We start from the raw sequence: 16,435 nt of genomic DNA on the forward strand, positions 1-16,435 counted from the left end.
ATATCCCGCTGACGCGGGTAGTTGGCAATAAATAAAAATAAGGATATACAATGAAAAACATGAGTAAATCACTGCTCACATCCGCAGTGCTCACATCCGCAGTGCTCACTCTGCTGAGCACAAGTGCCTATGCGCAAACGCCAATCGACTTAGGTGTTATTAATGAAGATAAAGTCATTGAAATGTTAATCGCGCAGGGAAAGCTTGACAATAATGCCTCTATCGAAGAGCGACAAGATGCGCTCGATAATTACCTAGCGGCTAAACTAAACCGTGGATTTAAAGGCGATGCTCAATTTGGTAAAAAAGCATTAGAACAACGCGCCAAAATCCTTAAGACAATTGCTTCTGACAAAGGTCAGCATAAAGCTCACGTATTCACATTCGATAGCAATGACAAACGTACAGACAAGGTTTTAGCCGTTCTGGTCGACTTCCCAGATCTCCCTTGGGATGATAATCGACTAACCAAAGAGCACACAGAAATGCTCTACGAGCGCTACGAGCCAAATCATTACCAAGAGCTACTCTTCTCTGCTTCGGGTTATGCAGGTCCAAACGACGAAAACCTGATTTCGATGCGTCAATATTACGAGAAAGAATCAGGTGACAGTTACAGTGTTGCTGGTCAAGCGGCAGGTTGGTACCGCGCCGCAAATAACGCCGCCTATTATGGTGGTAACTCGCCGACCACCGACAACGATATCAACGCGCAAGAACTGGTGCGTGAAGCGTTAAACCAACTCGCGCAAGATCCGTCAATTAACTTAGCCGATTATGATATTGAAGATCGCTACGACTATGATGGTGACGGTAACTTCCGTGAGCCAGATGGTGTTATCGATCATCTCATGGTCTTTCATGCTTCTGTCGGTGAAGAAGCTGGTGGTGGCGTACTAGGCGCCGATGCAATTTGGTCACACCGCTACAATTTAGGTCAGTATCATGTCCTTGACGGTACAACAAGCACAGTGCCGGGCCGCTTTAATGGACAATATGCCGCCTATGATTACACCATTCAGCCCATCGATGCAGCGGCTGGTGTTTGCGCCCACGAATACGGTCACGACCTTGGGCTGCCTGATGAGTACGATACCCAATACACCGGCAAAGGTGAGCCTGTTTCTTACTGGTCAATCATGTCCTCAGGCAGTTGGGCTGGCAAAATTGGCGGTACACAACCTACCGCATTCAGTTCATGGGCAAAGCAGTTCTTACAAACCTCAATCGGTGGGCGTTGGATCGTTAACAATGTTGTAAGCCTTGACGAACTGGGTGATAAACCTCTTGAGCTGACGCTGCACCAAACGATCGATAACGACCAACAGAACATGGTTCGCATCGATTTACCAGTCAAACGCACTGAAGGCTTAGCTCCGTATGCGGGTAAGTTTAACTTCCACAGCGGTAAAGGCGACGATCTCGATAACCGCATGGAGCGTACCATTAACATTCCACAAGGTTCAGAGATAAAGCTGACCTTCAAAGCGTGGTATCAAATCGAAAAAGATTATGACTTCGCTCGGGTACTGATTAATGGTCAAGCTATTGCAGGTAACATCACCACCCTAGACGACCCAAATAATACAGGTTTAGTGCCCGCTATCGCTGGTGACTCTGAAGGTTGGGTAGACGCTGAATTTGATTTATCGCCATGGGCTGGTCAGGAGATTGTTCTTGGCTTTGACTATAAAACTGACGGCGGTTTAGCGATGGAAGGCCTCCATCTTGATGACATTGCCCTGATCATTGATGGCACAGCGAAACCCGTTGATGATGCTGAATCAGCATCAAGCTTCACTCTAAGCGGCTATCGTGTTAATGATGGATTTAATCAAGCACCCCATTACTACCTACTGCAATGGCGCAGTCATAATGACGTTGATGAAGGACTCAATAACATTAAACGCTTTGGCCAAATGATGTCATTTGAGCCAGGTTTGATTGTTTGGTATGTCGATGAATCAATGACCGACAATTGGGTAGGAAATCACCCTGGTGAAGGTTGGTTAGGTGTGGTGGATGCAGACCAAAATACGATGATCTGGGCAAATTCCGCTACCGCAGCACAAACGCGATATCAGGTTCGTGATGCTGCTTTCTCATTGCAAGATCAAGCCAGTATGCGTTTGGTTAATGCTGATGGCGATGTTCTAGAGGATGTCAGCTTAATTGGTAATAGCCTCTTCTCTGATGAGCAAGATTACACTAACCCAGGAGCGCAAGATTCTGGTCGCTTACTTACTGAGTTTGGTTTGTCAGTTGAAGTGACTGAACAAGCAGCAAATAATGAATATGGTGTTATCAAGCTATCGAAAACTGAGCGACCAAATGCTAACCCGGTAGCCAGTTTTGATCTGGAGATCAACGGTCTCAATGTTATCGCAACTAACCAAAGCTACGATACAGATGGCAGTATTGACGCTTACTTATGGGAGTTTGGTAATGGTGAGACGAGCACTGACGCTGCTCCAAGCTGGCAATATGCTGACTCAGGTTCATTTACGGTAACACTGACCGTGACCGATGATCGTGGCGCAACTCAAACCACTTCACAACAAGTCTCGGTTGTGGCACCAAATGAAACACCAGTCGCTAAAGCGCATTATATTCACCTTGGTCGCTGGGTCACGATGTGGTCAACCAGTTACGACCCTGATGGGCGCATCGTTGATACTGAATGGGTTCTACCGAACGGCAAAATTAAACGCGGTCGTATCTTTACTAAGGTCTTCCCAAGCTACGGTACTCATCAAGTAAAATTGACCGTCATGGACGATGACGGTGTAAAAACCACTCGCATCATTACGGTTGAACTATAACCTTTTCTTTTCTCTGTACCCATACTTCCATGTGAAGCTTTGCGCGGCGTTAACGCCGCGCTTTTTTTGTCTAGAGCTTAGGCATGGCAACCACTTCAACCGTGAAGTTTTTGATGCCGTGTGCATCCAACTCTTCATCAGTCAAAGAATAGTCACTAGAGCGTTTGACTCGTCCTCCCAAAGGAATCGTTTTTCCAAAACGAACGTCTGAACCAAATGAGGCATTAGCAAAAAACTCCCCGGTAATTTTGGTTTGAATCGGTCGTAGTACTTCACCAAGCAAACCCCTGACGTTTTCCGCCCCATACTCACGTAGTAACCAAGGCCAGTCCCATTCATTTGATGTTGCTGGAATATTTCGGTGTTCATATTGATATTTGAGACTCTTATCGTTCCCGCCATTACGGCCAATAACCCATCGCGCCGTGTAATTTGGTCGATTGTCCGGATGATTGCTCAATGCATTACCCGACCAACGTAAAAATCCACTCATGGCAACTTCGTAGCTCAACTCAGCATTAAAAGAGTATGGGTAACTTATTGATGAACGGAACACTTCCATAAACACTTCTTGCTTAGTGTTAGGGGCGACATTGACTACAATGGTGTTCGAGATGCCTTTGGTTTCGGAGTCACCATTGGTTGACGCCCATGATTGTGATCCACCAATTTCAATAGATAACTCCGTTTCACCCACAAGCGGCCATTTAAATTTATTCTTGGTCGATACTTTTTGACTTAAACCATAGGTATCTGTTTTCGACCAATTGGTTGCCTTCTCATATTTGAACGTGACTCGGTATTGCTGTTCAAGATCAGATTCATTCGTCACCACTTCCGAACGACGACCAATCAGTTCTTTATCGGACTGAGTAATATCACCTGCATTGAAGGTTTCTGGATCAATGTGATACTCAAAACCGGTGATATCCATTTTTAGGCGCTCTTTACAACGATAACCGTCACAAGACCCCGAGTTATTTGCGTCAATATCATAATGACCCAGACCATCGGTCGAAGTGAACATATCATCACCTACGTATTGACTATTAGTACCGCCAGTCCAGCCAAATCCTAAGTAATGAGCGAGCAATGCTAGCGGCTTGTAGAATTCTTTTTTATTGATTAGGTGCCACTCAGTATAAGCTTCATCGTTCTCTGGCAACGTCAAGGAAGCATAGTTTGGAATACTGCGATCGGGCGGCGTGATATAGGTACACCAAGTGGTTGCCGCTAAATTGTCTTGTTTTATCGTACCTTGATAACCTGGCCCCATTAATACGTAACCATCTGTAAGATTGGTAATCTGCCAATTCCCCATTTGGCCAAGTAAATCAAATTTAATCAATGCCACGTCATTTCGTGTGATCGGTCTAAAGCCTGTTTCACAATGTTGACCTTGTAATTTGACATCCAATATATCTACCGCCGCGCTAGTGTTAAAAGATGAGATAACCAGTAATATTGAGCTAGAAATAAGCGTTTTATTAAATATTTTATATTTATCCATTTTATTATCTCCTGATTAATTATCATACAAACCACGTTCGAGGTTAATCACCGTGCTTAACTTTTGTACTTCTATTAAGCTCAAGAGATAAAGAACAAATATTATAATATTGACAAAAAGTCACATTGACATAATAAATAATTTTCATATCTTGTTAAAAAACGATTAACTTTATATTTCTGTAATCATCGTGAAAATACATTGGCGTTTATTGAATTATTGTGATTTTTTGTTATTACCAATCTAGTAAATAACGATTAGTATGTTAATTCATTAATTAACAATAAAGATTGTTAATATTTGATCCCGGTTCATCTAATTCGCATTAGTCATATTTATTTTTTGACTCATAACTAAGGTTTATGCAATAGATAAAGAGCATAAACTCTACCCTGTGGAAATATATAGTTATGAAAAATACACTTCTCATCTTAGCCAGTATCGGGTTGATAAATAGCGCGAGTATTTCGGCGAATGAACCACCTAGTACACCTGAGAAGATAACAGCATTTGATACAACCTTAGAACAAAACCATCAAACCTATACCTTTGTTCGCTGCTGGTATCGCCCAGCACAAACTCATGACGATTCTGCCACTAGTTGGAAATGGGCATTGGATGAGCATGGTGACTATTTGACTATCGAAGGTTACTGGTGGTCTTCGGTATCATTTAAAAATATGTTCTATACCAATACCTCACAACAAGAGATCATGCAGCGTTGCCAAGCGACACTCGATGTCGATCACGATACGGCAGATATTCTCTATTACGCCGGAGACAACCGCTTTTCATACAACCACTCTATTTGGACCAACGATGCCCACTCTTCCAATAAAATCAATCGCTTGGTCAGCTTTGGCGACAGTTTGTCTGATACCGGTAATTTGTTTAATGGATCTCAGTGGGTATTTCCAAACTCAAATTCATGGTTCTTAGGCCACTTTTCTAACGGATTAGTATGGACTGAATATCTGGCGAAAAGTCAGCAACTGCCCGTTTATAACTGGGCGGTGGGTGGTGCAGCAGGTACCAACCAATACGTTGCATTAACCGGAATTTATGACCAAGTCACTTCATACCTAACCTATATGGAGAGGGCCAAAAACTACGATCCTGCCAATGTCTTATTTACGCTTGCTTTTGGACTTAATGACTTTATGAACTACAACCGTGAAGTTCGTGATGTGAAAGCCGATCTGAGTAGCGCACTGATTAGACTGACCGATGCTGGCGCCCATCACTTGATCTTATTGACACTTCCCGATGCGACTAAAGCGCCACAATATAAGTACTCAACGCAGCAAGAAGCAGACAAAGTTCAAGCAAAAATTGTTGAGTTTAACCAGTTTATTGAAGAACAAGCTCAATTGTATACAGACAAAGGGATCAACGTCCTGCTGTACGATGCGTATACACTATTTGATGAAATTACTAGTAACCCGCAACAGCATGGTTTCGAAAACGCCACCGATGCGTGTTTAAATATCAACCGTAGTTCAGCTAAGGATTATTTATTGAGTCATAGCTTTACTAATGACTGTGCGTATCATGGATCAGATAAGTACGTGTTTTGGGGAGTTACCCACCCGACCACCGCAGTACACAAGTACATCGCAGACAACATCATCGCCAATGATTTGAGTCAGTTTCCTTTTTAAGCTCTCTAGTTAACTTACAAGGCGAGCACATGACTGGCTCGCCTTGGTTATAAGGTTTAACTTGATAAATTTCGTTCTTTTGGGTTATCACTTAAATATTCAACGAACTCAACCTCAAAACCTGCAGGATCAAGGTAGTAGACGTTCTTGCGATAAGCTTCGATAGAGCCTCCTTTGGCGATTTGATAACCCGCTTGGGCTAATCTCGCCTTCATTGCGTCAAGGTTATTCGTCACGAAAGCAAAATGGGCAAGACCAACTTGATGTCCTGACAGCTCTCGGTTTTCACCTTCGCCATGATCACTCAAGGCTATATATTGGTATTCGTCACCAAAATGGAGCCAGTTTCTCGACTTGCCATACCATTCACCTTGACCTTCGTCACGCACAAACCAATGTGGAAAAGCCGCTTGATAAAAAGCCAAAGTTGTTGGGATATCCCTTACCACCAAATTAATGTGTTCAAGTTGAAGCATACTGTCTCCTTAACATTTACTCGTCTCAACACCACTGATGTTAAAACCTCAAGTTAGGTTTAGGTAAAGCAATAAATTCAACTTATTTAAATTTTTTGTACCAGTGTCTGTAAGGGGCCAAAAAACAACAAAGCGAACCAAATGGTTCGCTTTAATTTGTAGCGCTAGCGGACTACTTTCGCAATGCGTTAAGCTTAGCCTGAGCAATGCCGAACACGGTATCAATCGGGTAGCTTCCCTCATCACTGGCTACGCCTGCTGCTTTACCAGTGAACAATTCTATCGCCTCGGTAACATGGTCAATCGCCCAGATATGGAATTCACCTTTGTCGACGGCTTTCACCACGTCAGCACGCAACATTAAGTTATGCATGTTAGAGCGCGGAATAATAACCCCTTGTTCAGAACTGCGACCTTTGATGCCACAGACATCAAAGAACCCTTCGATCTTCTCGTTAACCCCACCAATAGGTTGCGCTTCACCGAACTGGTTCATCGAACCGGTTATCGCAATATCTTGACGATTGGGTTGCTTTGAAAATGCCGACACTACTGCACAAAATTCGGCCATACTGGCACTATCGCCATCGACGCCACCATACGATTGCTCGAAAGTAATGGTCGTACTTAAAGGAACTTTGGCCGTTTTGCCAAACACCGAAGACAAGTACGCACTTAAGATCATCACCCCTTTAGAGTGAATACTACCACCCAAATCGACACTGCGTTCAATATCAATCACCTCTCCGTCACCATAGCAGGTGGTGGCGGTAATTCGATTTGGTGCACCAAACATATATTCACTGGTACTCAGTACCGACAGCGCGTTGACCTGACCGATGGCTTCTCCGTGGGTGTGAATCAAAGTCGTACCGTTAACAAAACTCTCCATTACGCTGTCTTTTAAACGGCTAATTCTGAGCTCTTGATTACCTAGCGCCTCTTCAACGTGGCTGGAACGAATCATGTTCGAGTTAGCTTGCTTGGCCACATAGTTTGACTCACGTAGGAGGTTGGCAATATTGGCTGAGTGCAGTGAAATTTTCTTCTGATCTCCTGCCAAGCGAGAGCTATGTTCGATGATGCGCGCAATCGCCTTTCTATCACAGTGCAACATGCCATTGTCATTAACGACACTCGAAATGAAACGTGCATATTGAAGCTCTGAGTCAGCATCACGCTTCATCTCGTCTTCAAAATCAGCCGTGACTCTAAACAGTTCACTGAATTCCGGATCGTAATGTTGCAACAACTGATAAGTACGGTAGTCACCAAACAGAATAATTTTCACATCGAGTGGAATAGGCTCGGGATCTAAAGAGACGGTCCCTGTTAGCGTCACCTCTTTTTCAAGCGAAGTTAAACTAAGTTGGCGCGCCCTTAACGCTCGCTTAAGCCCATCCCATACATAGGGTTGTTCAAGTACTTTTTGAGCGTCCATCAGTAGCACACCGCCATTGGCTTTGTGTAGACTGCCCGGACGAATCAATGAAAAGTCGGTGAATACCGTGCCTTTAAAGGTTGCTGTCTCAATGTAACCAAACAAAGTGTGATAATTGGGGTTTTCTTCCACTACAATCGGCAGTACTTGATCTTTACGGCTTACCAACACGTTAATCTTGTATCGACGAGGTAATTTTTTATCCAATGATGCCGTCGCCACTTCTCCCTGCTCGGCACTTTGATCAAGAAAAATATCCGCATTTTCAACAATATCTTGTTGTAATTCAGTCAGGTATGATTTTATTGCAGGGTAACGAGCATAATCTTTTTTCAGCTGTTTGATAAAGTGTGTGATGACATCAAGCGTCACTTCATCGTTAAGCTTTTTAATTTTCTCACTGTAGGTTTCTTCCCATTCAGTGAGTTGGCGGACCATGTTTCTTAGTTGAATTTCAAGTTCATCAATGGTGGTGCCAAATTCCTCTTGTTTCTTTTTGCTTAATGCATCGAAAGATTCTTCACTGTGCATCTCTTCACCATCCATAGCAACAAACTGATAGTCGCCTTGGGTGGTAATGGTCAAACTGATCCCTTTTGCTTTCGCCTCCTTGCTTATTTGCTCTAGCTCCGCTTCTTGTTTAGCTGCCAGCTGGTTTTTGAGCTTATCGGCTCGGCTATAGTAAAGTTCGTTATCAAACGCGAGTGGCATCGCGTTGTTAAGCTTAGCCATGAGTTTTTCAATATCTTGACGAAACTTACTCCCAACTCCGCATGGAAGCTTGAGCACTCTTGGGGTACGAATATCATCAAAGTTCGCCACGTAACACCAATCATAAAGAGCGTTGGCATCGTGTTGATGGCGATTCAAATAGCGTAAAATCATTGTCCGCTTGCCCAGTCCATTTTGGCCGATGGCGTAAATGTTGTACCCTTTTTCTTTGATAGACATGGCGAATTCAACCGCCTTCTGAGCTCGCTCTTGCCCAACGATTTCATCGATAGGTGCCAACTCTTTTGTCGACTTGCTTTGTAACTTTTCAAGTTCAGCAGACCGATATAACTGGCTTGTTTCAAGTCTTTGAATAGTCATCACTCTATCCTTGTTGTTATTATTCTCTAACCAATAGTTTAGGTCAGTTTTTATTATATTTTAGTGACTTACAGCTAATTCATGTTCAACCGGTCACTTTTCATCCAACCACACTATATTCCACTCACTCGTCAAGAGGTTGGTTTATACCACCTAAGTTTATTTGACTCAGGGGATCTTTCTATCGATAACCTTGTTCTACTCTGTTTATGGTTTTAACATCAAAAATAGCCTGTAAAAATAACAAAGCGTATTTTCCTTGTTGAATAATTTCCACCTAAATAACTGAAATATATTAGCATTATACTTCAACGGACGACAAATGAACGGTAGGTTAAAAGTAATGAGAAATCGCTAAATATCGCGTGCGAATATGCTCAATGAGTAATTTGACTTTGTTCGGTGGTTGTCGAGTAAAAGGATAGACCGCATATATCCCAAGTCGCTTACCCACTTGCTCTGGAAACAAATCCACCAATTGCCCATTACGTAGATCATGATAGACCAAGCACCTTGGAACATAGGCGATACCATGCCCGCCCAGTGCCGCCTTCCTTAACGCAGTCGCGTTATCTGTCGAGAACGACCCCGAGACCCTGACAATATAGTTGTCTTCTTTAGCTTTAAACTCCCATTCGCATGCGCCTGTGGTTTGATAAGCGTATTGCAAACAATTATGTTGAGTTAAATCTTGCGGTTCGTAGGGTTTTCCATTTCGGGCGATATAAGAGGGAGAAGCGCACACCACCCATTGTGAATCGAGGATATGGCGAGCAATTAAGCTCGAGTCTTCAAGGTATCCGGTACGAATGACCAAATCGTAGCCACCTTCAACTAAATCGACAAAACGATTGTCGAGTGACATATCGACTGATAAGCCAGGGTGAAGATTGCAAAATTCTGCCACGGCGTCTGCCAAGATTAGGTCCCCCGAAATCGAAGGAACAGACATTTTGATATGACCGCTGACGTTTTCGCCAAAGCCTGACACGGCATCCATCGCCTCTTGAGCGGCTAACTTCACATTTTTTGCACCATGTGTTAACGCTTTACCTGCTTCTGTTAACGTTAATTTACGTGTGGTTCGATATAGTAACTGAACACCAATTTCTTGTTCTAAACGGGCGATCCTCTTGCTAACTACTGAATTTGTAAGATTATTTATTTCAGCAACCTTGCTAAAATTGCCAAGCTCTACCACTTGGGAGAAAAGAATTAAGTCATCTGCACGCATTGATTATGTCATTTTTGGAATTAATTATTTTCATTATTTCCCTATATCAATAAAAAATAAAGGGGTAAATTCACCTCCAATTAACAAACCCATCACAAATATAAAATCCAAGAGACTCTCCAGAGTCCTAACTGAAGAATGTAAAGGACATACCAATGAGTGAAACCCTGCTAGCCCTCGTGGCCTTCTCACCGATAGTGGTGGCTGCCATACTTCTCGTCGGACTGAATTGGCCGGCAAAACGGGCGATGCCGATCGCCTTCGGCCTGACTGTTGTCATCGCGTTGTTCGCGTGGGACATGTCGACAACTCGTGTACTTGCCTCGGTATTTCAAGGACTCGGTATTACCATTTCCGTTCTATGGATCGTATTTGGTGCCATTTTCTTGCTCAACACGCTCAAGCATACTGGCGCAATTTCGACCATTCGTAATGGATTCACCAATATTTCCCCTGATAGACGAGTTCAAGCCATCATTATTGCTTGGTGTTTTGGCTCTTTTATTGAAGGCGCTTCTGGCTTTGGTACTCCCGCCGCCATCGCCGCACCGCTATTGGTCGCTATCGGCTTCCCTGCAATGGCCGCCGTGCTAATGGGTATGATGATTCAATCAACGCCGGTATCATTTGGCGCCGTGGGCACGCCGATTATTGTCGGTGTAAACAAAGGTCTTGATACGCACAATATTAGTCAAGCCTTGTTAGCCAATGGTTCAACATGGGATGCCTACCTACAACAAATCACCTCAAGCGTTGCACTGATCCACGCCTGTGTCGGTACGATGATTCCTGTTCTCATGGCGATGATGCTTACTCGTTTCTTTGGCAAAAATAAGAGTTGGACAGAAGGCATCGATATTCTGCCGTTTGCGATTTTTGCAGGCCTAGCCTTTACTATCCCCTACGCACTGACGGGAGTCTTCCTTGGTGCAGAATTTCCATCACTAATCGGTGGTTTGGTTGGTCTGTCTGTTGTTGTCTCAGCAGCCAAACGTGGCTTCCTTGTGCCAAAAACGACTTGGGATTTTGAAGATGAAAAGAAATGGCCAGCAGAATGGCTTGGTTCACTCAAAATTGAACTTGATGACGTAAAAGGCAAGCCAATGGCGATGGCACTGGCGTGGCTTCCTTACGTTTTACTTGCTGTCGTGCTGGTTGCAAGCCGAGTTAGCGCCGATTTCAAAGCGATGTTGACAAGTGTAAGCCTCTCTTTTAGCAACATTTTAGGTGAAACGGGTATTAGTACCGCCATCCAACCTTTGTATTTACCTGGTGGTATCTTAGTGTTCGTAGCACTGGTTGCCGTTGTACTGCAGTCGCGCAGTGCCACTCCATTAATCAAAGCGTTTGGTGAATCGAGTAAGACCCTAATTGGCGCAGGGTTTGTCTTAGTGTTCACTATTCCAATGGTGCGGATTTTTATTAATTCAGGTATTAATGGTGCCGATTTGGCCAGTATGCCTGTCACTACAGCAAACTTCGCCGCCGGATTAGTTGGTGATGCCTTCCCTACACTCAGTGCCACTGTCGGGGCGTTAGGAGCCTTCATCGCGGGTTCAAACACCGTGTCTAATATGATGTTTAGTCAGTTCCAGTTCGAGGTTGCGCAAACGTTGACTATCTCAAGTGCCGTCGTGGTTGCCCTCCAAGCGGTTGGTGCAGCAGCGGGCAATATGATAGCCATTCATAACGTGGTTGCAGCGTCAGCGACGGTGGGTCTACTTGGCCGTGAAGGCGCTACATTACGTAAAACCATCATCCCAACTATTTATTATTTGTTTGTCACTGGTCTTATCGGTCTGTTCGCTATCTACGGCCTACATATTACCGACGCACTTATGTAATGACTTATGGCGTTAATACTCTTCTCCCCTGACAAGAGCCTGCGAATGTGAAAACGCTAGCAAAATCGTGAGTATTAGCGCCACCCCTTTTAGATGTCGACCATACTAAGCCTTCAACAGAAAGGTGCCGTATAACCCATTAATAGGATTGAATTATGATCATCTCTGCTTCTACTGATTACCGTGCTGCAGCCAAAGCAAAACTGCCTCCTTTTCTCTTTCACTATATTGATGGCGGCTCTTATGGCGAGCACACGCTAAGAAGGAATACCGAAGATCTTGCCGAAATTGCGCTAAAACAACGTGTACTGAAGGACATGCAAGACCTTAGTCTTGAGACAGAGATTTTTGGTGAAAAGTTTGCGATGCCGATCGCGCTTGCCCCAGTTGGCTTGACAGGTATGTATGCAAGGCGTGGTGAAGTTCAAGCAGCCAAAGCCGCCGAAAATAAAGGCATCCCATTTACCATGTCTACGGTATCAGTATGCCCGATTGAAGAAGTCGCACCTGCTATCGAGCGTCCGATGTGGTTCCAACTGTACGTACTTAAAGATCGCGGCTTTATGAAAAACGTTCTTGAGCGCGCTAAAGCTGCTGGCGTGACAACTCTTGTGTTTACCGTCGATATGCCAGTGCCTGGCGCTCGTTATCGCGATATGCATTCAGGAATGAGCGGGCCAAACGCGGCAATGCGACGAGTCTTCCAAGCCATGCGTCACCCTAGCTGGGCAGTCGATGTTGGCTTGCTTGGTAAGCCACACGACTTGGGTAATATTTCTACTTACCGCGGTGAGCCGACCAAACTTGAAGACTATATTGGCTGGCTAGGCAATAATTTCGATCCTTCGATCTCTTGGCAAGATCTTGAGTGGATTCGTGAGTTCTGGGACGGTCCTATGGTAATTAAAGGCATATTGGATGAGCAAGACGCTAAAGATGCTGTCACCTTTGGCGCTGATGGTATTGTGGTCTCCAACCACGGTGGTCGTCAGTTAGACGGTGTGCTTTCAACCGCTAAGGCACTACCTAACATTGCAGATGCGGTAAAGGGCGATCTGAAGATATTTGTCGACTCAGGGATCCGAACAGGACTAGATGTGGTACGGATGCTAGCACTTGGCGCTGATTGTACCTTACTGGGACGATCGTTTATTTATGCGCTTGCCGCTCAAGGCCAAGCTGGCGTCGAAAACTTACTCGACCTGTATGAAAAAGAGATGCGCGTTGCCATGACGCTAACTGGTGCGAAAAGTATTCACGATCTAAATCGCCAGTCACTGGTCAACATTTAATAAATCAACAAGGTGTCACAGAAAATCTAACTACGCTGTGACACTTTTTTACTACTGACAGCAAAAAAAATATAACGTCAGTAGCAAGCACAAGGAAGCCAACATGTCGCAGCACATTAACGATAATACCTACCAACAACTTGAGTCACTGTTCGCCGTCGAGATTGAAGCTAAACGCATCATCACCGAACAAGCAAAACGTTTAGCTTATGGTACTGACGCCAGCTTCTATCGTTTGGTTCCAAAGATTGTGCTGCGGTTAAACAGTCTCGATGAGGTGACTTACGCTATCCAATGTTGCCGCGAGATGAACGTTCACTTTACCTTTCGCGCCGCAGGTACCAGTTTGTCTGGTCAGGCGGTGTCGGACTCTGTGCTCATCACATTAACCGATGACTGGCGCGGTCATAAAATTCTTGATAACGGTAATAAAATCGTTTTGCAACCGGGCGTGATTGGCGCTGACGCCAATAAGTACCTTGCCCCATTCAAACGCAAAATTGGCCCCGATCCGGCATCGATTAACACTTGCAAAATTGGTGGTATCGCGGCTAATAACGCCAGCGGCATGTGCTGTGGCACGGCGCAAAACTCCTACCGAACCCTCGACAGTATCAAAGTGGTATTTAGCGACGGAACTCTGCTTGATACTGGCTGCTCTGACAGCATTGCCGCCTTCCGAGTTGCACGTCCAGACATCATTGAAGGATTAACCGAACTGGTGGAACAAACTCAAGCGAATACTGAGCTCAGTGACCGCATTCACCACAAGTATCGTCTTAAAAATACCACCGGCTATGCACTTAATGCGTTGGTTGATTTTAACGATCCAATTGAAGTCCTTGAACACCTAATGATCGGATCTGAAGGGACGTTAGGCTTTATTGCTGAAATCACTTATAACACCGTAATCGAACACAATTACAAAGCCTCTTCACTTCTGGTTTTTGCCAACATTGAAGAAGCATGTCGAGCGGTCACCACACTCTCAAAAACGCCTGTCGCAGCGGTCGAGTTAATGGATGGGCGTGCGCTGCGCTCCGTTGCCGATAAACCCGGCATGCCAGAGTTTATTCAACACCTTGACCTTGAAGCTGCCGCACTTTTGGTTGAAACCCACGCCAGCGAACAAGCTAGTATTGATGTCCAGTGTGAGCAAATTCTCGCGGCATTGTCGCCATACACCATCATCGAGTCCGTGCCTTTCACCTTAGATGCCAACATGGTTGCGACGCTTTGGGGAATTCGCAAAGGCATGTTCCCAGCGGTGGGCGCCGTTCGTGAAGTTGGCACGACAGTGATCATTGAAGATGTTGCATTTCCAGTTGAAAACCTCGCCAATGGCGTGCGCGATCTGCAAGCACTATTTGACAAGTACCACTACAGCGAAGCGATCATTTTTGGTCACGCCCTTGAGGGCAACTTACACTTTGTCTTTACTCAAGGCTTTGATTCGCAGCAAGAGATAAATCGCTACGGTCAGTTCATGGATGATGTCGCCGAGTTAGTTGCGGTTAAGTATCAAGGTTCACTAAAAGCCGAACACGGAACGGGTCGCAATATGGCGCCTTATGTCGAGCTCGAATGGGGACAAGATGGTTATCAGCTAATGCAGAGAATCAAGGCCCTGTTTGATCCACAAGGTTTACTTAATCCAGGCGTGATTATAAATGACAATCCACACTCGCATATTGAAAATTTGAAACCGATGCCCGCCGCTGATGATCTGGTTGACCGTTGTATCGAATGTGGCTTCTGTGAACCAGTTTGCCCGTCTCGAACGCTCACACTATCACCACGTCAGCGAATTGTTTTATACCGAGAATTACAGCGCCGCCGAGCGGCTGGTGAACAGACAGCAGCAACAGAACTTGAACAGATTTTCGAGTACCAAGGTATCGATACCTGCGCCGCAACTGGCCTATGTGCAGAGCGCTGCCCAGTTGGGATTAACACTGGCGATTTAATTAAACAGCTGCGCACCGCTAAGTATCAAAAATTCACCCCGATCGCTAAATGGACAGCGGATCATTTCTCTACCACGACTTCACTCACTCGTGCTTCTCTCAAAGCTAACCAGATTGCCGTTAATGTGATCGGCGAGCGTGCTGTGGCGGGCCTGACCAACGGTATTCGCAAGCTCAGCGGCAACAAAACCCCTATTTGGCTCCCAGAAACACCGCAAGCCAACAGCCATAAACTTGAAAAGTCGATGGAGTTGCTGGTTCGCTCCGATAAAAAGGTGGTCTACCTGCCCTCTTGTGCTTCTCGTACCATGAGCCAACAATCCGATGCACAAGATCAACGTAGTCTGACTGAAGTAACGTTGTCATTAATTAAAAAGGCGGGATTTGAAGTGATCATTCCCGACAAGCTCAATGACCAGTGCTGTGGTATGCCGTACGACAGCAAAGGAATGCAGGACATCGCCACATCAAAAGCCCAACAACTCGAGAATGCTTTATGGCAAGCTAGCTACGAAGGCGAATACCCTGTACTGATCGACACCAGTCCATGTGCCAAGCGAAGCATCGAGACCTTCAGCAAACCGATGGAAATCCTCGAACCAACAGGTTTTGTCTCTAAATATCTTTTGCAGCATTTGGCCATTTCACCTAAAGATGAAACCGTTATGCTCCATGTCACCTGCAGCTCTCGTCGTATGGGATTAGAAAACGATATGTTAGTCCTTGCAAAAGCATGTGTTACTGACGTTGTTGTTCCTGAGCACATCTCTTGTTGCGGCTGGGCGGGGGACAAAGGCTTCACCACACCAGAGCTCAATGAAGCGGCGGTAGACACATTAAAACAACAAGTTCCGTCAGGTTGTTCACGTGGTTTTAGTAACAGTCGAACCTGTGAAATTGGGCTCTCTCACCATAGCGGCATCCCCTATCAATCGTTGTTATATTTGGTTGATGAAGTCAGCACACCGTTATAATCAGGTCTTTTAATCTCTTCGGGCGACGCCATACGGCTAGCCCGATAAAAAGTTGCATCCAGCGCAACGGTTTTTAATGCTTTTCGCCTGTGAAAGTGATTAGATACTGCTATGAGGTTATC

At 44.9% G+C, this 16,435-nt stretch carries 9 protein-coding genes; 5 read left to right on the forward strand and 4 right to left on the reverse strand.

The features are described from left to right. Positions 1 to 50 precede the first annotated feature (50 nt). Positions 51 to 2,822, forward strand: coding sequence for an immune inhibitor A domain-containing protein (locus tag BS19_RS16290; RefSeq protein WP_038176707.1), 2,772 nt, complete (start codon positions 51 to 53; stop codon positions 2,820 to 2,822). Positions 2,823 to 2,892: 70 nt separating this feature from the next. Here the strand turns inward: BS19_RS16290 and BS19_RS16295 are convergent, their stop codons facing one another. Then, complete coding sequence (locus BS19_RS16295) at positions 2,893 to 4,332, reverse strand: aerolysin family beta-barrel pore-forming toxin (protein WP_038176708.1); 1,440 nt, start codon at positions 4,330 to 4,332, stop codon at positions 2,893 to 2,895. 410 nt (positions 4,333 to 4,742) lie between these two features. On the opposite strand from BS19_RS16295, the gene BS19_RS16300 reads away from it, so the two are divergent. After that, a complete protein-coding gene (locus BS19_RS16300) occupies positions 4,743 to 5,993 on the forward strand; it encodes an SGNH/GDSL hydrolase family protein (RefSeq protein ID WP_038176710.1) in 1,251 nt (416 codons plus the stop codon). A 56-nt stretch (positions 5,994 to 6,049) separates the two neighbouring features. On the opposite strand, the gene BS19_RS16305 is transcribed toward BS19_RS16300, so the two are convergent. From BS19_RS16305 to BS19_RS16315, 3 genes are all read right to left on the reverse strand, one after another. Further along, positions 6,050 to 6,469, reverse strand: coding sequence for a VOC family protein (locus BS19_RS16305; RefSeq protein ID WP_038176712.1), 420 nt, complete (start codon positions 6,467 to 6,469; stop codon positions 6,050 to 6,052). Between the two features lie 172 nt (positions 6,470 to 6,641). Beyond that, positions 6,642 to 9,002 (reverse strand): Lon protease family protein, encoded by a 2,361-nt coding sequence (locus tag BS19_RS16310; RefSeq protein WP_038176714.1) that lies wholly within the window; start codon positions 9,000 to 9,002, stop codon positions 6,642 to 6,644. A 334-nt stretch (positions 9,003 to 9,336) separates the two neighbouring features. Further along, positions 9,337 to 10,236 (reverse strand): LysR family transcriptional regulator, encoded by a 900-nt coding sequence (locus BS19_RS16315; protein WP_038176715.1) that lies wholly within the window; start codon positions 10,234 to 10,236, stop codon positions 9,337 to 9,339. Positions 10,237 to 10,391: 155 nt separating this feature from the next. Here BS19_RS16315 and BS19_RS16320 point away from each other — a divergent pair, with 155 nt between their 5' ends. The 3 genes from BS19_RS16320 (at position 10,392) to BS19_RS16330 (ending at position 16,313) form a co-directional block, all read left to right on the forward strand. After that, a complete protein-coding gene (locus BS19_RS16320) occupies positions 10,392 to 12,080 on the forward strand; it encodes an L-lactate permease (RefSeq protein WP_038176717.1) in 1,689 nt (562 codons plus the stop codon). Positions 12,081 to 12,235: 155 nt separating this feature from the next. After that, positions 12,236 to 13,372, forward strand: coding sequence for an FMN-dependent L-lactate dehydrogenase LldD (gene lldD, locus BS19_RS16325; RefSeq protein ID WP_038176720.1), 1,137 nt, complete (start codon positions 12,236 to 12,238; stop codon positions 13,370 to 13,372). 103 nt (positions 13,373 to 13,475) lie between these two features. Beyond that, positions 13,476 to 16,313, forward strand: coding sequence for an FAD-binding and (Fe-S)-binding domain-containing protein (locus BS19_RS16330; protein WP_038176721.1), 2,838 nt, complete (start codon positions 13,476 to 13,478; stop codon positions 16,311 to 16,313). Positions 16,314 to 16,435: the final 122 nt, after the last annotated feature.

Origin of the sequence: Vibrio pacinii DSM 19139 (assembly GCF_000711795.1) — a bacterium.
Lineage (GTDB): Bacteria > Pseudomonadota > Gammaproteobacteria > Enterobacterales > Vibrionaceae > Vibrio > Vibrio pacinii.